16 protein-coding genes are annotated in these 18,782 nt (G+C 63.6%); 8 read left to right on the forward strand and 8 right to left on the reverse strand.

What is annotated here, in order from left to right; genetic code table 11:
* Window positions 1-6: 6 nt before the first annotated feature.
* From AC1D0I_RS06230 to AC1D0I_RS06245, 4 genes are all read right to left on the reverse strand, one after another.
* Window positions 7-1,266 (reverse strand): glycerate kinase type-2 family protein, encoded by a 1,260-nt coding sequence (locus tag AC1D0I_RS06230; protein WP_477393737.1) that lies wholly within the window; start codon window positions 1,264-1,266, stop codon window positions 7-9.
* A complete protein-coding gene (locus AC1D0I_RS06235) occupies window positions 1,263-1,766 on the reverse strand; it encodes a heme-degrading domain-containing protein (RefSeq protein WP_477393739.1) in 504 nt (167 codons plus the stop codon). The genes AC1D0I_RS06230 and AC1D0I_RS06235 overlap by 4 nt, the downstream gene beginning before the upstream one ends.
* Before the next feature lie 80 nt (window positions 1,767-1,846).
* Window positions 1,847-3,160, reverse strand: a complete 1,314-nt coding sequence (guaD, locus tag AC1D0I_RS06240) for a guanine deaminase (protein ID WP_477393741.1) — start codon at window positions 3,158-3,160, stop codon at window positions 1,847-1,849.
* 1 nt (window position 3,161) lies between these two features.
* The gene (locus AC1D0I_RS06245; protein WP_477393743.1) at window positions 3,162-4,379 is read right to left on the reverse strand and encodes a urate hydroxylase PuuD; all 1,218 of its coding nucleotides are present in this window, start codon (window positions 4,377-4,379) and stop codon (window positions 3,162-3,164) included.
* Window positions 4,380-4,516: 137 nt separating this feature from the next.
* Here AC1D0I_RS06245 and AC1D0I_RS06250 point away from each other — a divergent pair, with 137 nt between their 5' ends.
* From AC1D0I_RS06250 to AC1D0I_RS06260, 3 genes are all read left to right on the forward strand, one after another.
* On the forward strand, window positions 4,517-5,437 hold the full coding sequence (locus AC1D0I_RS06250; RefSeq protein WP_095083019.1) for a LysR family transcriptional regulator: 921 nt from the start codon (window positions 4,517-4,519) through the stop codon (window positions 5,435-5,437).
* Window positions 5,438-5,573: 136 nt separating this feature from the next.
* A complete protein-coding gene (locus AC1D0I_RS06255; protein ID WP_477393745.1) occupies window positions 5,574-6,587 on the forward strand; it encodes an LLM class flavin-dependent oxidoreductase in 1,014 nt (337 codons plus the stop codon).
* The gene (locus AC1D0I_RS06260) at window positions 6,584-7,849 is read left to right on the forward strand and encodes an LLM class flavin-dependent oxidoreductase (RefSeq protein WP_477393746.1); all 1,266 of its coding nucleotides are present in this window, start codon (window positions 6,584-6,586) and stop codon (window positions 7,847-7,849) included. Before AC1D0I_RS06255 ends, AC1D0I_RS06260 begins: the two co-directional genes overlap by 4 nt.
* A gap of 13 nt (window positions 7,850-7,862) precedes the next feature.
* Here AC1D0I_RS06260 and xdhC read toward each other — a convergent pair whose 3' ends face one another.
* The 4 genes from xdhC to uraH all read right to left on the reverse strand — a co-directional run bounded on the left by xdhC (window position 7,863) and on the right by uraH (window position 13,023).
* Window positions 7,863-8,753, reverse strand: a complete 891-nt coding sequence (xdhC, locus tag AC1D0I_RS06265; protein ID WP_477393748.1) for a xanthine dehydrogenase accessory protein XdhC — start codon at window positions 8,751-8,753, stop codon at window positions 7,863-7,865.
* Window positions 8,754-8,815: 62 nt separating this feature from the next.
* Window positions 8,816-11,164 (reverse strand): xanthine dehydrogenase molybdopterin binding subunit, encoded by a 2,349-nt coding sequence (gene xdhB / locus AC1D0I_RS06270; RefSeq protein ID WP_477393772.1) that lies wholly within the window; start codon window positions 11,162-11,164, stop codon window positions 8,816-8,818.
* Window positions 11,164-12,645 carry a xanthine dehydrogenase small subunit gene (xdhA, locus tag AC1D0I_RS06275; protein WP_477393750.1) on the reverse strand — a complete coding sequence of 494 codons (1,482 nt, stop codon included), beginning with the start codon at window positions 12,643-12,645 and terminating at the stop codon, window positions 11,164-11,166. Before xdhA ends, xdhB begins: the two co-directional genes overlap by 1 nt.
* A gap of 3 nt (window positions 12,646-12,648) precedes the next feature.
* The gene (gene uraH, locus AC1D0I_RS06280) at window positions 12,649-13,023 is read right to left on the reverse strand and encodes a hydroxyisourate hydrolase (RefSeq protein WP_095083031.1); all 375 of its coding nucleotides are present in this window, start codon (window positions 13,021-13,023) and stop codon (window positions 12,649-12,651) included.
* A gap of 203 nt (window positions 13,024-13,226) precedes the next feature.
* On the opposite strand from uraH, the gene puuE reads away from it, so the two are divergent.
* The 5 genes from puuE to AC1D0I_RS06305 all read left to right on the forward strand — a co-directional run bounded on the left by puuE (window position 13,227) and on the right by AC1D0I_RS06305 (window position 18,678).
* Entirely contained in the window at window positions 13,227-14,645 is a 1,419-nt protein-coding gene (puuE, locus tag AC1D0I_RS06285) for an allantoinase PuuE (RefSeq protein WP_477393752.1), read from the forward strand.
* A gap of 8 nt (window positions 14,646-14,653) precedes the next feature.
* Entirely contained in the window at window positions 14,654-15,517 is an 864-nt protein-coding gene (locus AC1D0I_RS06290) for a bifunctional allantoicase/(S)-ureidoglycine aminohydrolase (RefSeq protein ID WP_095083034.1), read from the forward strand.
* Window positions 15,514-16,017 carry an ureidoglycolate lyase gene (locus tag AC1D0I_RS06295; protein WP_095083037.1) on the forward strand — a complete coding sequence of 168 codons (504 nt, stop codon included), beginning with the start codon at window positions 15,514-15,516 and terminating at the stop codon, window positions 16,015-16,017. The genes AC1D0I_RS06290 and AC1D0I_RS06295 overlap by 4 nt, the downstream gene beginning before the upstream one ends.
* Window positions 16,017-16,610, forward strand: coding sequence for a nucleoside deaminase (locus AC1D0I_RS06300; RefSeq protein WP_477393754.1), 594 nt, complete (start codon window positions 16,017-16,019; stop codon window positions 16,608-16,610). Before AC1D0I_RS06295 ends, AC1D0I_RS06300 begins: the two co-directional genes overlap by 1 nt.
* A gap of 82 nt (window positions 16,611-16,692) precedes the next feature.
* The gene (locus AC1D0I_RS06305) at window positions 16,693-18,678 is read left to right on the forward strand and encodes a CocE/NonD family hydrolase (RefSeq protein ID WP_477393756.1); all 1,986 of its coding nucleotides are present in this window, start codon (window positions 16,693-16,695) and stop codon (window positions 18,676-18,678) included.
* Window positions 18,679-18,782: the final 104 nt, after the last annotated feature.

Consider the following 18,782-nt stretch of genomic DNA (forward strand, 5'->3'; position numbering starts at 1 on the left):
GGTCGTCTACCGGATCAGGATCGCCCTCAAATCGTTGACGTTCGTGCCGGTCGGGCCAGGCACAAACAGATCGCCAACCGCATTGAACGCCGTCCAGGCATTGTTGCCGGCCAGCATCGCCTTGGCGTCGACGCCGGCTGCGCGCATGCGCGACACGGTCGAACTATCGGCGAAAGCGCCGGCATTGTCTTCCGAACCGTCGATGCCGTCGGTGTCAGCGGCGAGCGCGTGGATGCCGTCCACGCCGTTGATGCCGATGGCGAAGGCGAGCAGGAATTCCGAATTGCGGCCGCCCTTGCCTTTTGCGCGCAAGGTCACTGTCGTCTCGCCACCGGACAGGATCAGCACTGGCTTTGCGAATGGCCGGTTGCGCKTCGCCACTTCGCGCGCGATGGCCGCATGGACGCCGCCGACCTCACGCGCCTCGCCTTCGATGGCATCGGAAAGGATGACGGCTTCGATGCCTTGCCGTTTCGCCTCAGTGGCCGCTGCTTCGAGCGAGACGCCGGCCGAGGCAATCAGATGTACCTCGTTGCGTGAAAAGCAGGGATCATTGGGGCTTGGTGCATCGGCGGCAGGCGTGCTGATATGCGCCATCACCGCTGCCGGCATTTTCATCCCATAGGCTGCAATCGACGCCATCGCGTCTTGACGGCTGCCGGTATCCGGCACGGTCGGACCGGAGGCAACCAGGGCAGGATTGTCGCCGGGAATGTCGGAAACGACCAGGGACACCACCTTGGCCGGCCAGGCGGCGGCCGCCAACCGTCCACCCTTGATGGTGGAAAGATGTTTGCGGATGGTGTTCATCGCCGCGATCGGCGCACCCGACGCGAGCAGCGCCTCATTGACGGCAATCTCGTCGGCCAGCGTCAGGCTGCCGGCCGGCGATGGCAGGAGCGCCGAACCTCCGCCGGAAATCAGCGCCACGACCAGATCGTCCGCTGTCAGCCCTTGGACCTTGGCGAGCAGGCGTTGCGAGGCTTCCAGGCCCGCGGCGTCCGGCACCGGATGCGCCGCCTCGATGATCTCGATGCGCTCGCATGTCGCGCCATAACCGTAGCGGGTGACGACCAGCCCCTCGATCGGCCCGTCCCAGACCTTCTCGAAGGCCGCCGCCATCTGCGCGGAGCCTTTTCCCGCGCCAATGACGATGGTACGGCCCTTGGGCTTCGCCGGCAAATGATCCCGGATGGTTCGCTCCGGATCGGCGGCGGCGACGGCGGCGTTGAATATGGAGGTGAGGAAGGTCTTGGGGTCGCTCATTTTTCTTCCGGGGGCAGTGCCAGACCGCGCTTGTCGATGCCCAAATGATCGCAAAGCGCCTCGACGACGACGCCGTGATCCTGGCGCTCCGGCAGGCCGGAAACGGCGATCACACCGATGACGCCGGCGCCCTTGACCGTGACCGGGAAACCACCTCCGGCCAGCACATAATCAGCAATATCCAGCCCTTCGCCGATCTTGAAGGTGCGATCGGGGCGCTGTTGTTCCAGCACCATGCGGTAGGTGCTTTTCAGGAACCGCTTGACCACATTGATCTTGCGCCGCGCCCAGTCGGGATTGGAGGCGTTCGAACCTGGCATCGCGGCATAGAACAGTGGGCGGTCGAAAGTCCTGATGTCGATGATAACAGGCAGGTTCTCGGCCAAGGCTCGATCACGGATGACCGAGCCGATCTTGAAGGCCACGGCCTCATCGAAGGCGGGAAAGACAAGAACGTCTTCCTGTCTCTTGATCAGAGCGATGTCTTCGGCAACGGCCATTTCGTTCCCCTGTCAACCTCGCCGCACGCTTTGACCGATGGCTGCCGCGGGGTCAAGCAAGGAAACACATCGGAGGGTGCCTAAATCGCCATATCGGATTTGGCGGCCCGCCCGGCCACATAGACCTCGCGCACGGCGCGATCGTCGCCCAGCGTCTGCAAGAGAAACAATTCCTGTGCCAGCGTCTCGACCGTTTCCATCCTGAGCCGCATCGCCGGTGTAGCCCTGGCATCGAGTACGACGATGTCGGCGTCGCTGCCTTCATCCAGCGAGCCGACCTTTTCCGCCACCGACAGCGCCTCGGCATTGCCGCGTGTCATCTGCCAGAAGGACTGGAAGGGATTGAGCTTCTCGCCGTTCAGCGCGATCACCTTGTAGCCTTCGTCCATGGTGCGCAGCATGGAATAGTTGGTGCCGCCGCCGACATCGGTGGCGGCGGCGATCCTGACCGGCTTGCCGCGGCGGCGAAAACGCTGATAGTCGAACAGGCCGGAGCCGAGGAACAGGTTCGAGGTCGGACAGAACACTGCCACCGAACCGCTGTCCGATAGCGCATCCGCCTCACGGTCCGACAGATGGATGCAATGGCCGAACAGGCTCTTTGTCCCCAACAGCCCATAGTGCTCGTAGACGTCGGTGTAGTCGCGCGACCACGGATAGAGTTCCTGGGTGAAGGCGATTTCGGCGTGGTTTTCTGACAGGTGCGTCTGCATGTGCAGGTCGGGATGCTCCCGGCACAGCGCGCCGGCCATCTCCATCTGTTCCGGTGACGAAGTGATGGCGAAGCGCGGTGTGATCGCATAGTGCTGGCGGCCCTTGCCGTGCCATTGCGCGATCAGGGCCTTGCTGTCGTCGTAGCCGGATTGCGGCGTGTCGAGCACGCCGTCGGGCGCATTGCGGTCCATCATCACCTTGCCGGCGATGTTGAGCATGTTGCAGTCATGCGATTCGGCAAAGAAGGCCTCGGCTGACGCCTTGTGCACCGAGCAGTAGGCGGCCACCGTCGTGGTGCCGTGGCGCACCATCTCGTCGAGGAACAGCCGTGCGACGCGCCGGCCATGCTGCGCGTTGGCGAATTTCGTCTCTTCCGGGAAGGTATAGGTGTTCAACCAGTCGAGCAGTTCGGCGCCATAGGAGGCGATGATCTGCATCTGCGGGAAATGCACATGCGCGTCGATGAAGCCCGGCAGCAGCAGATGCGGCCGATGGTCGATCTTTTTCGCTGCTTCGCCTGCCTGCTTGGCAATTTCAGCGTAGGCGCCGGCGGCGACGATTCGGCCGTCGCGGATCAGCAGGCCGCCATCCTCCTCGTAGCGCCAGGCGGAATGGTCATCGATGGTTTGCGGCCAGCGCACGAAGGACAGCGTGCGGCCGCGCAGAAGTGTCGAGGTCATGCTATTTCCCTGCGCCTTCGAACCAGGCCACCAGCAGCGCCCGTTCCTTGTCGGTAATCTGCGAGACGTTGGCCGGCGGCATGGCGTGGCTGCGGCCGGCCTGCAGATAGATCTCGCGGGCATGGTTGGCGATGTCGGCGTCGGTGTCGAGCATCACCCCCTTTGGCGCGTGGTAGATGCCCTCATAGACCGGCTCCGCCGCGTGGCACATCGAGCAGCGGCCGAGCACCGTATCGCGCACGGCCGGGAAATGCGCCGAGGCGACATAGACTTGCGCCGCGGCCGATTCTTTCGGTTCGCCGGTCAGCACCTTCGGCGCGGTCGACAGCCAGATGATGATGATGAACAGGACAACGGCTCCCAGCCAGGTCCAGGTCGGGTTGCCCTTGCGCGCATGGACGCTGTTGAAATAGTGCCTGATCAGCACGCCGATGATGAACACCAGCGAGGCGATGACCCAGTTGAACTGCGTGCCGAACGCCAGCGGATAGTGGTTCGACAGCATCAGGAACAGCACAGGCAGCGTCAGGTAGTTGTTGTGCAGGGAGCGCTGCTTGGCGATCTTGCCGTATTTCGGATCGGGCTTGCGGCCGGCAATGAGGTCGGCAACGACGATCTTCTGGTTGGGGATGATGACCATGAAGACGTTGGCCGACATGATCGTCGCGGTGATGGCGCCCAGATGCAGGAAGGCGGCGCGTCCGGTGAACAGATGGGTGAGCCCCCAAGCGATGAACACCAGAACACAGTAGAGCACCAGCATCAGGCCGGTGTCGCTTTTTCCCAGCGGCGAACGGCACAAAAGATCATAGACCACCCAGCCGACGCCGATCGTCGCCAGCGACAGCAAGATGCCGACCGGCACCGACATTGGCAACACATTGGGATCGATCAGGAACAGATCGGCTCCGGCATAATAGACGACGCACAGCATCGCAAAACCGGACAGCCAGGTGGCGTACGATTCCCATTTGAACCAGGTCAGGTGCTCAGGCATCTCGGCCGGCGCCACCAGATATTTCTGGATGTGGTAAAAGCCGCCGCCATGCACCTGCCATTCTTCGCCGAAGGCACCGACAGGCATGCCAGGGCGCTGCCGCAGGCCGAGGTCGAGCGCCACGAAGTAGAAAGACGAACCGATCCAGGCGATGCCGGTGATGACATGCAGCCAACGCACGGCGAAGCTCAGCCAGTCCCAGAAAATCGCGAAATCCATCATTGAAGTCGTCCCTGCCGATGACGCGACTTTACGGTGTCGCGCGCAAACGGAAAGAGGCGAGGTGCGCGATGACTTTCAAAAAAAAATGGAAAATACTAGGGTTGCTAGACGCAGCTGGATGAGAGCCACGAAACCGTATGGCCTATCTCGACAACATCGCCGTCTTCGTTCGCGTCGTCGAGCTCGGCAATCTGTCGGCGGCAGGCCGAGACATGCGCATTTCGCCGGCGGTCGCCTCGAACCGCATCAAGGAGCTGGAGAAGCATCTGGGCGTGCGGCTCTTCAACCGCACGACACGGCAATTGATGCCGACCGAGCATGGCACGGTGTTCTATTCGGGCGCCAAGCAGGTGCTGGAGGCGATCACCGAAGCGGAAGCCGCCGTTTCGGCACTGTCCGGACAACCGCGCGGCACCATCCGCGTGACGGCACCGCTCGGCCTCGGCCGCCGGCTGGTGGCCTCGGGCATCCCCGATTTCCACGACAAATATCCCGATATCGAGGTGCGGCTGAGGCTCTCGGACCACAATGTCGATATCATGAAGGAAGGCATCGACGTCGCCTTCCGGCTCGGCATCATCGAGGATTCCAGCCTCAGGATGCGGGGCATCATGGAATGCGAACGCGTACTGGTGGCAGCGCCGAAATATCTGGAAGCGCGCGGCGAACCCGTTGAGCCGCAGGAACTGATCGGCAAGAAGCACGACTGCCTGATGCTGCGCTATTCCGGCGCGCGCGAGTATGTGTGGACGTTGCAGACCCCCACCGGCCAGCAGAAATTCGAGGTGCACGGGCCCTACGACACCGACGATGGCGACGTGCTGACCGGCTGGGCGCTGTCCGGCCGCGGCATCATCAACAAGCCGCGCTTCGAGGTCGAGCCGTTCATCCGCGACCGGCGGCTGAAGGTGATCCTGAGCAACACGCCGCCGACGCCGGTGCAGTTCGCCGCCGTCTATCCGCACAAGAAGCTGCAGGACCCCAAGGTGCGGCTGCTGCTCGACTTCATGGCCGAGCGCTGCCAGCGACTGATCAAAGATCTTCTCGCTGGCAAGTAATGGCTGGCAAACAAGGGCTGGCTAGCAAGTGATGGCTGGCTGGCAAGTGACCGGCCGTTGGCCCAGCGCCAGCGGTTGCCATCGCTGGACGCGACGAACATAGTTCCGATGGTATTTCGCCTTGCAGGGACCATCGATGGACAACGGCGCCATAATGCATCTTGCCGTTTCACCGCTTCCGGGAATCTCCGAGCCATCGCCAGGAGCCGAGCCGGACTTCAGCCTTCTGGCGCGGTTTGTCCAAAGGGCCGAAGCGGCCGGTCTGGACATGGTGATTTTCGCCGATTCCGCGCCGGCTTCCGGCAGCGATGCCGCGACGATGCCCTTCGAAGCGACGACCTTGGTGGCCGCGCTGGCGACGGTGACAAGAAGGATCGGGCTGGTCGCGGCGGCCTCGACTGTTGCCCACCAGCCCTACAATCTGGCGCGCCGTTTTGCTTCGCTCGACATCATCAGCCATGGCCGCGCCGGCTGGAACGCGACCATGGCGCAAGCCCCGCGCGAGGCAGCCAATTTCAGCCGGCCGGAGGGGTTTTCCGGCGACGATTTTCGCCGTCGCAGCGAGGAATATATCGGCATCGTTCAGGGCTTGTGGCAAGGCTGGGACGAGGACGCGCTCAAATTCGACAAGAGCAGCGGCCGCTTCCACGATCCCGAAAAGATGCACCTGCTCGACCACAAGGGCGAATTCTTTTCAGTGCGCGGGCCGCTGAACGTCGCGCGCTCGCCACAGGACAGGCCGGTGCTGGTGCTGTCCGGCCTGTCAGCGGCAGACATGGATATTGCCGATCGCACCGCCGATGTCGTCCTGCTGGACGACGAACCGATCGAGAGCGCGAAAACTCGTTATGACGATCTGAAGCGACGCGTTGCCGCCTGCGGACGCGACCCGGATACCGTGAAGGTACTGGTGAATGTCTCGTCGGTCATTGATGACAAGCTGGCCGTCACCGCCGACCGCCTCGAAGACATGTTCCGGTCGAAAAGCTGCGATGGGTTCAACATGCAGATGCCGGCGCAGCTTTCGGCACTCGACAGTTTTGTCAATCTGGTTTTGCCGGCGCTGCGGCGACGCGGCCTGTTTGGAGAAAGCTATCGCGGGACAAATTTACGCTCGCATCTTGGGATTGCCGGTGGAGGTGACCTATGACCGCCGCTTCCCGCCAGATGAAACTCGGCGCCTTCCTGTGGGCGACAGGCCATCATATTGCCGCCTGGCGCCATCCCAAGGCACATGTGACCGCCGGCATCGACATCGACCATTACATCCAGCTGGCGCGCACCGCGGAGGGCGCGAAGTTCGACATGGTCTTTTGCGAGGATGCCGCCGGCCTGCGCGAAGCCAATGTCGCCATCGCTAGCCAGACCTCGCGTTCGATCGGCTTCGAGCCGATCAGCCTACTGTCGGCACTGGCCGTCCAGACCAGCCGCATCGGCCTCGTCTCGACCGCGTCGACAAGCTACAACGAGCCCTACGGGCTGGCACGGACCTTCCTGTCGCTCGACCATCTGAGCGGGGGTCGGGCCGGCTGGAATCTGGTCACTTCGGCCAGTCCCATCGAGGCCGCCAATTTCGGTTCGACCGGCTTACGGCCGCATGCCGATCGCTACGAGCGGGCGCGTGAGTTCGCTGATGTGGTCACCGGACTTTGGCGCGGCAACCCAGATGGGGGCTCCGGTCACGATGGCCAGAGCTTTTCGGTTCGGGATTCGCTCGACCTGCCGCGTTCGCCGCAGGGCGCACCGGTGCTGGTTCAGGCCGGCGCCTCGGATGTCGGCCGCGACCTTGCCGCCCGCACCGCCGATGTGGTGTTCACGGCAGCGCAGACCTTCGAGGAAGCAAAGGCCTTCTACGACGATCTCAAGGGGCGCCTGGCGGCCTATGGGCGCGAGCCTGAGGACATCAAGATCATGCCCGGCGTCGCTCCCGTGGTGGCTGAAACCGCGGCGCAAGCCCAGGAAAAATATGAGGAACTGCAGGAGCTGATCCCTAACGATGTCGGCGTTGCACTGCTGTCCAGCTACCTCAGCATCGCCGATCTGTGGCGCTATCCGATCGATGGGCCGCTGCCCGAGCTGCCGCCCAGCGAAGGCATGCAGAGCCGGCAAGCGCTGGTCATCGAGCAGTCGCGCCGCGACAACCTCTCCATCCGCCAGCTGGCGCGGCATTTCGCCGGCGCGCGTGGCCATTGGCGCATCGTCGGAACGGCGGCCGAGATCGCCGACGAGCTGCAGGCGCGGTTCGAAGGAGGTGCTGCCGACGGCTTCAACGTCATGCCCTCATATTTCCCCGGCGAACTCGATGCCTTTGCGACACTGGTCGTGCCGGAACTGCAGCGGCGTGGCCTGTTCCGCAAGGAGTACGAGGGCCGCTCGCTGCGCGACCATCTGGGCTTGAAGCGGCCGATGTAGCCGCGATGTAAGATTAGCCGGCTAACACCCTGTCACGCTGGACCTGACGACCCGCGTTTGACGCTGCGCTGTGAATGACCACCGCGGTCATGATTTCTGCGGCCGCGAGTGCGGCGATGATGGGCGGGCGCTTGTCCTTGACGGCATCGCCGCCGATCGGCGAGACGAGGCGGGCAAACTCGGCCTCGCTGCCGTCCGCCGATTTCAGGAACCAGTTCTTGAACGTCGCTTTCTTGGTCTTCGAGCCGATCATGCCGACATAGGCGGTATCGTTGCGCTTCAGCGCTTCGGCGACGATCAGGAAATCCAGCGCGTGGTCGTGCGTGAGGATGGCGAAAGCGGTGCCGGCCGGCGCATCGCGCACCATCGCTTCGGGCATCGGCGTCAACCGGGTCTCGACGGTTTGCGGCATGCCTTCGAGCGCCTCGGCCCGCGTCTCGATGACGACGGCGTGCACAGGGAGAAGGGCCACCGCGGAGGCCAGCGCCTGGCCGACATGGCCGCCGCCGAAGATATAGACATAGGGCAGGTGTGCCTCTTCGGTCTCAGCCGCTGCGACCAGCTCGGCTGCCAGCCCTGCGTCAACGAGCCGGATCAACACTTCGACACGCCCGCCGCAGCACTGACCGATCTCGGGACCCAGCGGCACGTCTAGGGTCGCGCAGACCTCGTCGACCGCGATGCGGGCATCCCTTGAGGGGGAGACAAGCATCTGCCGCGCCTTGTCGATCGCCATGTATTCGAGCTGGCCGCCGCCGATCGTGCCAAAGATCGTCGCCTGCGAGACGAGCATGAAGGCGCCCTTCTCGCGTGGCGTCGAGCCCTTGGTGCCCGCCACTTCGACCAGGGCAACCCGGCCGGCGGTACTGAGAAAGGCTTTCAGACTTTGCACTTTCGAGTTCATTTCTCACGTTCCCGAATGGGAAATGTAGGCTTTTTCGGCCTGAATTGCACGTTTTGCCGATTTCATTCGGTCTTGACCTCGTTCTTCAGCCGCTCGATCGCCATCAGCACCCGTTCCGGCGTCGCCGGCGCATCGAGACGCGGGCAGATCCTGTGGTCGGCGACGCTGGCCACCGCGTCCGACAGCGCGTGCAGCACCGACATGCCGAGGGGGAACGGCGGTTCACCGACTGCCTTGGAGCGGTGGATCGTCGGCTCGCTTGCTTCCGGCCAGTCGGCCAAGGTGACGTTGAAGATCTTCGGCCGGTCCGACGCCAGCGGGATCTTGTAGGTCGAGGGCGCGTGCGTGCGCAGCCGGCCCTTGCCGTCCCACCACAGTTCCTCGGTCGTCAGCCAGCCCATGCCCTGGATGAAGCCGCCCTCGATCTGGCCGATATCGATGGCGCGGTTCAGCGAGCGGCCCGTGTCATGCAATATGTCGGTGCGCTCGACCATGTACTCGCCGGTCAGCGTGTCGACCGAGACTTCCGAGCAGGAGGCGCCATAAGCGAAGTAGTAGAAGGGGCGGCCCTGGCCCTTGTCACGGTTCCAGTGGATCTTTGGCGTTTTGTAAAAGCCCGCCGCCGAAAGCTGGATACGGGCCATATATGCCTGTTTGACGAGGTCGGCGAAGGCGATCTCCTGGTTGCCGATGCGCACCCGGTTGGGCAGGAACAGCACCTGGTCGCGCGGCACCTGATATTTTTCGGCCGCGAAATCGGTCAACCGATCCTTGATCTGGCGAGCGCCATTCTGCGCCGCCATGCCGTTGAGATCGGAACCGGATGACGCTGCGGTGGCCGAGGTGTTCGGCACCTTGCCGGTCGTCGTCGCGGTGATCTTCACCTGATCGAGATCGATCTGGAACTCTTCCGCCACCACTTGCGCCACCTTGACGTAGAGGCCCTGCCCCATCTCCGTGCCGCCGTGGTTCAGATGCACCGAGCCATCGGTGTAGACATGCACCAGCGCGCCGGCCTGGTTGTAGTGCGTGGCCGTGAACGAGATGCCGAACTTGACCGGCGTCAGCGCCAGGCCACGCTTGATGAAACGGCTGTTGGCATTGAAGGCCGATATCTCGCGCCGCCGCCGCGCATAGCTGGCGCTTTGCTCAAGCTCGGCGACGATGCGCTGGATGATGTTGTCCTCGACCGTCTGGTGGTAGGGCGTGATATTGCGGTCGCTTGTGCCGTAAAAATTCTTCTTACGAATTTCGAGCGGATCCTTGCCGACGGCGAAGGCAACCTCGTCGATGACGCGCTCGGCGCCGACCATGCCTTGTGGACCGCCGAAACCACGGAAAGCGGTGTTCGACACGGTGTTGGTGTAGAGCGGCGCTGACTGGGCATGCACCGCCGGCCAGAAATAGGTGTTGTCACAGTGGAACAGCGCGCGATCGGTCACCGGACCCGACAGGTCCGAGGAGAAGCCGCAGCGCGCCGCGAACATGAAATCGACGCCGAGAATGTTGCCCTCGTCATCGAAGCCGACTTCGTAGTCGACGAGGAAGTCATGACGCTTGCCGGTTGCGATCATGTCGTCGTCGCGGTCGGGCCGGATTTTCACGGCGCGATGGTGCTTCTTCGCGGCGATGGCGGCCAATGCCGCAAACTGGTTGCCTTGCGTTTCCTTGCCGCCGAAACCGCCGCCCATGCGGCGGATTTCCACCGTGATGGCGTTGCTCGGCACGCCGAGCGCATGGCTGACCATGTGCTGGACTTCGCTCGGATGCTGGGTCGAGGAATAGATGGTGACGTCCTCGTCCTCGCCGGGCACGGCCATGGCGATATGGCCCTCGAGATAGAAATGCTCCTGACCGCCAACGCGCATCTGGCCTTTGAGCCGGCGGGGCGCGTCCTTGATCGCTGCCGCGGCGTCGCCGCGCTTCAGGGTCAGTGGCGGCGTGACCAGTCTGTCCTTGCGGGGATCAAGCTCGCCGATGTCGGTGACGAAAGGCAATTCCTTGTATTCGACCTTGGCCAGCCTGGTGGCGCGGCGTGCCTGCTCGCGCGTCTCGGCAATGACGCAGAAGATCGGCTGGCCGTGGAACTCCACCTTGCCGTCAGCCAGCACCGGCTCATCATGGCGCCCCGTCGGCGAAATGTCGTTTTCGCCTGGCACATCCGTGGCCGTCAGCACGTCGACGACCCCGGGGGCGGTGCGCACCGCCGACAGGTCCATGCTGGTGATGGTGGCATGGGTGGCAGCCGAAAGCCCAAGGCAGCCATGCAGCGTGCCGGCTGGTTCCGGCATGTCGTCGATGTAGACGGCGGTGCCGCTGACATGCTTGTGGCCCGAATCATGCCGCTGGTCGGTGGCGACGCCGCCGGCAATCTTTTCAGCCCTGGGATTGGGGGTGGCGTGCTTGTTCATCATGCCGCCTCGTGCCTTGAAACCTGGATCGGCTCACTGGTACCGCTGGTCTCGGCGAAGAAGCGCAGCAAAAGGTTGCGCGCCGCCAGGGCGCGATATTCGGCCGAGGCCCGCATGTCGGTCAGCGGGGTGAAATCATCAGCATACTTCGCCATCGCAGTCACAACCGTCTGTTCGGTCCACGGCTTGCCGACCAGCGCATTTTCGACAGCCGACGCCCGCTTCGGTATCGCCGCCATGCCGCCGTAGGCGATGCGCACATCGGCGACCGTGCCATCCTTGGCCAGGTTCAGGAAGAAGGCGCCGAGGGCAGCCGTGATGTCCTCGTCGCGGCGCTTGGTGATCTTGTGGACAGCGAATCTCGTGCCTTTGGCGGGGATGGGAACATGCACCGCCTCGACGAACTCGCCAGGCTGCCGGTCCTGCTTGCCATAAGCGATGAAGAAGGTTTCCAGCGGGATCGTCCGCCGTTTCTTGCCCTTGCGCAGCGTCAGGCGCGCGCCGAGCGCGATCAAGGGCGGTGGCGTATCGCCGATCGGCGAACCATTGGCGATGTTGCCGCCGATTGTACCCATGTTGCGCACCTGTTCGCCACCAATGCGGTCGAACAGCGGCCCCATCACCGGGATGCGCTTGGCGAGCGTCGAGAACGCCTCGGTGTAGGTGACGCCGGCGCCGATGGTGATGACGCCCTTGTCTTCGGCGATGGTGCAAAGCCCGTCGAGATCACCGATGAAGATCGCCGGCGAAATATCGCGCATGTGCTTGGTCACCCACAGGCCGACATCGGTCGAGCCGGCAACGATGGTGGCGCCGGGTTCCTTGTCAAGCACGGCGGCGAAATCGTCGACGTTGGCCGGCACGACGAGCCGCTCCTTGCCGGCGCCGATCTCGATCCGAGCGCCGTCATGCATGGCCTGGAGCCTTGCCGTGATTGCCTTGCGCTCGACCGCCAGCGGGTCCTTCGCCGCCTTGCCGTAGCTGGAGATGGCGCGGGCCGCGCGCATGATCGCCTCGTAGCCGGTGCAGCGGCAGAGATTGCCTTGCAGCGCCTTTTCGATGGCTTCATTCGACGGGTCTGATGATCTCATCCACAGGCCATAGAGCGACATGACGAAGCCCGGCGTGCAGAAGCCGCACTGCGAACCATGGAAATCGACCATCGCCTGCTGCACCGGGTGCAACTGGCCGGGAAGACCGCGCAAATGCTCGACGGTCACGACATGGGTGCCGTCCAGCGAGCCGAGGAAGCGGATGCAGGCGTTGACGCTTTCATAGACGAGACCGCCTGCCGAGAGCTTTCCGACCAGCACCGTGCAGGCGCCGCAATCGCCCTCGGCGCAGCCTTCCTTGGTGCCGCGCAGCGAACGGTCGAGCCGCAGCCAGTCGAGCAGGGTCGCGTCTGGCGCCACCGACGACAGCGCGACATCCCTGCCATTGAGAATGAAGCGGATCTCGTTGCGGATACGGGCCTTGGCCATGCGTCAGCTCCCCCTGTAGGTCGAATAGCCGTAGGGCGAGACGAGCAGCGGCACATGATAGTGCACGGGTTCGGCCATGCCGAAGCGGATCGGTATCACGTCGAGAAAGGCCGGCTTGGGCAATTTCGTCCCCTGCTGGCGCAAATAGTCGCCCGCGGCAAAGATCAGTTCGTATTCGCCGGCGCGGAACTCGGCGCCGGCAAGCAGCGGTGCGTCGCAACGGCCATCATCATTGGTGACAACGGTCTTCAGATGTGTCCGGGCGTCGCCCTCGAGGTGATAGAGCGCGATCGACAATCCCGCCGCCGGCATGCCGGTCGCGGTGTCGAGGACATGGGTCGTCAGACGCCCGCCATCGGCTTTCGACGTTTCTGCCACTGGCCGCCTCCCATTTCCTGTACGAGCGAACCGGCCCGGTACAGTCGAACATTGCTGATGAATTGTGCGCCAATTAAAGGCGATGCATAAGTCCCGGTCGAGCGGAGTGCGACAAAAACACTTTCAAAAATTTTCGGGGGAATGCGCGAGCAGCCCTTTCGATAYCCTGATCATACATCGGGCAATGCCCGGCGGGAGGGACGATGCGTTACATCAGAGACATGCGCGGCTATGGAGCCAATCCGCCGGATCCGAAATGGCCCGGCGGTGCGCATGTCGCGGTGCAGTTCGTGGTCAACTACGAAGAGGGCGGCGAGAACTGCGTGCTGCATGGCGACAAGGCGTCGGAAGCCTTCCTGTCGGAGATCGTCGGCGCCGCACCCTGGGTGGGCCAGCGCCACTGGAACATGGAATCAATCTACGAATACGGCGCCCGCGCCGGTTTCTGGCGGCTGCTCAGGCTGTTCACCGAGGCCGAGGTGCCGGTGACCTGCTACGGCGTCGCCACCGCGCTCGCCCGCTCGCCCGACCAGGTCACGGCGATGCAGGAAGCGGGCTGGGAGATCGCGTCGCACGGGCTGAGATGGATCGACTATCGCGACCACAGCGCCGAGGACGAGCGCCGAGACCTCGAAGCGGCGATCAGCCTGCACTACGAGGTGACAGGCCAGCGCCCGACCGGCTGGTACACGGGGCGCACATCGGTCAACACGGTGCTGCTTGTGGCTGAGGAAGGCGGCTTCGCCTATGTGTCGGACACCTATGACGACGAGCTGCCCTATTGGTTCGAGCACGAAGGCGGCGCCCAGCTCATCATCCCCTACACGCTCGACACCAACGACATGCGCTACGCGACGCCACAAGGCTTCAATTCAGGCGACCAGTTCTTTGCCTATCTGAAGGACAGTTTCGACACGCTCTATGCCGAGGGCAAGGCCGGCCGGCCGCGGATGATGAACATCGGCCTGCATTGCCGCCTCGTCGGGCGGCCGGGCCGGGTGGCGGCGCTGAAGCGCTTCGTCGACTATGTGAAGTCGCACGACAAGGTCTGGCTGGCGCGGCGCATCGATATCGCCCGCCACTGGCAAGAAAACCATCCCTATCGACCCGCAGCACTCAGACCGTCCAAGATGGAATTCGAGAGGTTCGTCCACACTTTCGGCGGTGTCTTCGAACATTCGCCATGGATTGCCGAACGCGCCTTCGAGTTGGAGCTGGGCCCGGCGCATGACTCATCCGGCGGCCTGCACAACGCGCTTTGCCGCATCTTCCGTTCCGCCAGCGAGGCCGAGCGGCTTTCAGTGCTCAACGCCCATCCCGACCTTGCCGGCAAACTGGCCAAGGCCAAACGGCTGACGGCGGAATCGACTCGCGAACAGGCCTCGGCCGGCCTCGACGCGCTGACAGACAAGGAGCGCGAACTGTTTTCCAAGCTTAACGCCGCCTACGTCACCACCTTCGGCTTCCCGTTCATCATCGCGGTGAAAGGCAAGACCAAAGAGGAGATCCTGGCGGAATTCGAGGCACGCATCGGCAACAGCCGCGGCGTTGAATTCGAGACCGCCTGCAAACAGGTCGAGCGCATCGCGCTGCTCCGCCTCAAGGACATGCTTCCGCAATAGGTTTAACCATGGATACGATCAGGATGCCCGACCGAACCTATTACGCGCCACGTGGCGGCCACCCCGGCCAGAGCGAGCTGCTGACCGGCCGCGCCGTCTTCACCGAAGCCTATGCCGTCATCCCCAGAGGGGTGATGCAGGACATCGTCACCAGCGCGTTGCCGTTCTGGGACAAGACCCGCGTCTGGATCTTGTCGCGGCCGCTGTCCGGCTTTGCCGAGACGTTTTCGCAATACATTGTCGAGGTCGCGCCCGGTGGCGGCAGCGAGCGGCCGGAGCCCGATGCTGGCGCCGAGGGCGCCCTGTTCGTGGTCGAAGGCGAGTTGACCGTTCTGCTTGCCGGCAAGAAGCATGTGCTGCGACCGGGTGGTTTCGCCTTCCTGCCGCCGGCCAGCGGCTGGACGGTTCGCAACGAGAGCAAGACCGACGTCCGCTTCCACTGGATCCGCAAGGCTTACGAGGCGGTCGACGGTCTAGAGGCGCCGGAAGCCTTCTTCACCAACGAACAGGACATCGCGCCAACGCCGATGCCCGGCACCGAAGGCCGCTGGGCGACGACCCGTTTCGTCGATCCGGCCGATTTGCGCCACGACATGCACATGACCATCGTGACGCTCGAGCCCGGCGCGGTCATTCCCTTCGCCGAGACGCATGTCATGGAGCACGGGCTTTATGTGCTGGAAGGCAAGGCGGTCTACCGCCTCAACCAGGACTGGGTCGAGGTCGAGGCCGGCGACTTCATGTGGCTGCGCGCCTTCTGCCCCCAGGCCTGCTATGCCGGCGGCCCGGGCAAATTCCGCTATCTGCTCTACAAGGACGTCAACCGCCACGCCAAGCTCGGCGGCGCCGGCATTGCTAGGCGGGCGCCGTGACCCGCATCGTCGCGCGGCCGCTGACCCGCGAGAGCTTTGCCGCCTTCGGCGACGTCATCGACATGGGCGGCGACAATCACTACCCGATCAATGGCGGCAAGGCCGAGCGCTACCACGATCTTGCCACGGCGCAAGCGACAGGGCCGAACGCCCGCGTGCTGATCTCGATGGTGCGCGGCACGCCTTATGAATTGCCGCTGAAGCTGACCATGGTCGAGCGCCATCCATTCGGCAGCCAGGCTTTCATTCCGCTGTCGCCGCGGCCGTTCCTTGTCGTCGTCTGCCACGACGGCGATGGGGGACCAGGTGAACCGCAGGCCTTCATCACCGCGCCCGGACAAGGCATCAACTATTCCCGCAACCTCTGGCACGGCGTGCTGACGCCGCTCGGCGAGGCGCAGGATTTCCTGATCGTCGACCGTGGCGGCGACGGTTCCAACCTGGAAGAATTCCATTTCTCGCACGCCTACGAGATCCATCTCCCCGACGAGAGCCTGTAATGACCGACATTTCCCTGATCGACCGCCTGCTCGACGTGATCGAGCACGACATCGTGCCGAAGACGGCCGACGGCGTTGCCTACGGCAACAAGCTGTTCGGCGCAGCGATCCTGCGCAAGGACGACCGTTCGCTGGTGCTGGCCGAGACCAACAACGAGATGGAAAACCCGCTCTGGCATGGCGAGGTGCATTGCCTGAAGCGCTTCTATGAAATGCCGAAGGCCGAGCGCGTCGATACGAAAGACGCCATCTTCATCGCCACGCATGAACCCTGCTCGCTCTGCCTGTCGGCGATCACCTGGACCGGCTTCGACAATTTCTACTATCTGTTCAGCCATGAGGATTCGCGCGACAGCTTCGCCATCCCGCACGATCTGAAGATCCTGAAGGAGGTCTTCACCCTCGATCCCGGCGGCTACAATGCCGAGAACGCCTACTGGAAGAGCTTTTCGATCCGCAGATTGGTACGGTCACTGCCCGAGGCCGAGCGCCAGCGGCTGGAAACGCGCATCGGCAAGATCTCGGCACGCTATGACGACCTGTCCGGCGCCTACCAGGCGAGCAAGGGCGACAACGACATTCCGCTGAATTGACGCGGACTGACCAGCCGAATTCGTTGGCTGGCCCACGACGCGATGCCACGGGCTCCATCATCTGGCGATCCTGGAGTCCCGCATGAAAATCGTCACCGAGTTCCCCCGCAAAGTCGTCGAATTTCCAGTAATGGGGATTGTCATGCCGGACGGCTGCCGGCTGTCGGCGAGGGTGTGGATGCCGGAAGATGCCGGCGACGATCCGGTACCGGCGATCCTCGAGCACCTGCCCTACCGCAAGCGTGACGGCACCATTTTCCGCGATCAGCTGACGCATCCCTATTTCGCCGGCCACGGCTATGCGTCGATCCGCGTCGACATGCGCGGCAATGGCGACTCCGAAGGACTGATGGACGACGAATATTCCGAACAGGAATTGCAGGACGCCTGCGACGTCATCGCCTGGGCGGCTTCGCAGCCTTGGTGCAACGGCAATGTCGGCATGATGGGCATTTCCTGGGGCGGCTTCAACTGCCTGCAGGTGGCGGCCAAGCAGCCGCCGGCGCTGAAGGCGGTTATCAGCCTGTGCTCGACCTCCGACCGCTATGCCGACGATATCCACTACAAGGGCGGTTGCCTGCTGATCGAGAATTTCGGCTGGGCGTCGACCATGCTGTCCTATTCATCGCGGCCGCCGGACCCGCTCTTCACCGGCGAAAAAAGGTGGCGCGACCTTTGGCTGACCCGGCTGGAGAACCAGCCTTTTCTCGCGCCTCTGTGGCTGAAGCACCAGCACCGCGACGCCTATTGGAAGCGCGGCTCAATCTGTGAGGACTATTCCGCCATCCAGGCCGCGGTGCTGTCGATCGGCGGCTGGCACGACGGCTACCGCAACACCGTCTCGCATCTGGCCACCAACATCGAAGCGCCGGTGAAGGGCATCATCGGACCGTGGATCCACAAATACCCGCACTACGCGGCACCCGCACCGCGCATCGGTTTCCTGCAGGAGGCCCTGCGCTGGTGGGACCGCTGGCTGAAGGATATCGACACCGGTGTCGAGGCCGATCCAGCCTATCGTGCCTATGTCATGGACAGTGTCCGCCCCGCGCGCTGGCATCCCAAGCGGCCCGGTCGCTGGGTGGCTGAGCGGGAATGGCCGTCGCCTGCCATCAAGACGCAATCGATCGAGCTTGTCGCTGACGGTAGCAAGCCCGCCATCGTTGCCTCGCCGCAGAGCTGCGGCCTTGCCGGCGGCGAGTATTTTCCGTTCACCTTCGGCCCCGAACTGCCCGGCGACCAGCGCCCCGACGACGCTTTGTCGGTGTGTTTCGACCAGCCGGAACTCACTGAGGCGATCGACATCGTCGGCGCGCCCGAAGTCGAGGTGCGGCTGTCCTCCGACCGCCCGCAGGCCAATATCGCGATCCGGCTGTGTGACGTGCACCCTGACGGTGCCTCGGAACTGATTTCCTACGGCGTGCTCAATCTGACACATCGCAATTCGCACGAATTCCCCGAGGCGCTGGTACCGGGCGAAACCCTGTCGGCGCGCGTGGTGCTCGATCAATGCGCCTATCGCGTGCCGGCAGGCCACCATCTGCGCATCGCCGTGTCGAATGCCTATTGGCCGATGATCTGGCCGTCGCCGGAGCCGGTCCGGCTCGCCTTGTCGGCCGCCGTGCTGGCCCTGCCGCTGCGGCCGCTGGCGACAGGCAACGAAGTGACGTTTGCCGAGCCGGAAAGCGCCACTCCCTGGGCGACCGAGACGATCCGCGCCGCCAATTCCGAGCGTCATGTCGATCGCGACGAGAAGACCGGAATTGTGACGCTTTCCATAACGGATGATTTCGGCAAGGTGCGCGATCTTGCCCATGGCCTAGCCAATGGCAGCATCGCCCGCGAGACCTGGACGATCCATCCGGACGATCCCCTGGCGGCCTCGGGAAAAACGCACTGGACGCAGACCCTGTCGCGAAATGGATGGTCGGTGCGCACCGAAACATTCGCCGAAATGAGATCGGACGCGCAAAACTTCATCGTCAGCGCCAGAATCGAGGCCTATGAGGGCGAAACTCTCGTTTTCGAGCGTAGCTTCGAGGAGAGGGTGCCGCGCGCCCTCCTGTGACCACGGAGCTGGTTGGTCCAAATGCGACGTACGATTTACGCCACGGCATGTCGCATTCGGTCTTGCTTACCGCTTTCCCTTGCGGTCATTATTCTCCTCACAAG

This window comes from Mesorhizobium sp. P2_D1 (assembly GCF_056404455.1).

Coding starts and splice junctions, on each gene's coding strand:
- AC1D0I_RS06260 (WP_477393746.1), top strand. CDS start 6,584: ATGACCGCCGCTTCCCGCCAGATGAAACTCGGCGCCTTCCTGTGGGCG.
- xdhA (WP_477393750.1), bottom strand. CDS start 12,645: ATGGCCAAGGCCCGTATCCGCAACGAGATCCGCTTCATTCTCAATGGC.
- AC1D0I_RS06305 (WP_477393756.1), top strand. CDS start 16,693: ATGAAAATCGTCACCGAGTTCCCCCGCAAAGTCGTCGAATTTCCAGTA.
- xdhB (WP_477393772.1), bottom strand. CDS start 11,164: ATGAACAAGCACGCCACCCCCAATCCCAGGGCTGAAAAGATTGCCGGC.
- AC1D0I_RS06300 (WP_477393754.1), top strand. CDS start 16,017: ATGACCGACATTTCCCTGATCGACCGCCTGCTCGACGTGATCGAGCAC.
- AC1D0I_RS06245 (WP_477393743.1), bottom strand. CDS start 4,379: ATGATGGATTTCGCGATTTTCTGGGACTGGCTGAGCTTCGCCGTGCGT.
- AC1D0I_RS06290 (WP_095083034.1), top strand. CDS start 14,654: ATGGATACGATCAGGATGCCCGACCGAACCTATTACGCGCCACGTGGC.
- guaD (WP_477393741.1), bottom strand. CDS start 3,160: ATGACCTCGACACTTCTGCGCGGCCGCACGCTGTCCTTCGTGCGCTGG.
- AC1D0I_RS06255 (WP_477393745.1), top strand. CDS start 5,574: ATGGACAACGGCGCCATAATGCATCTTGCCGTTTCACCGCTTCCGGGA.
- puuE (WP_477393752.1), top strand. CDS start 13,227: ATGCGTTACATCAGAGACATGCGCGGCTATGGAGCCAATCCGCCGGAT.
- AC1D0I_RS06250 (WP_095083019.1), top strand. CDS start 4,517: ATGGCCTATCTCGACAACATCGCCGTCTTCGTTCGCGTCGTCGAGCTC.
- xdhC (WP_477393748.1), bottom strand. CDS start 8,753: ATGAACTCGAAAGTGCAAAGTCTGAAAGCCTTTCTCAGTACCGCCGGC.
- AC1D0I_RS06235 (WP_477393739.1), bottom strand. CDS start 1,766: ATGGCCGTTGCCGAAGACATCGCTCTGATCAAGAGACAGGAAGACGTT.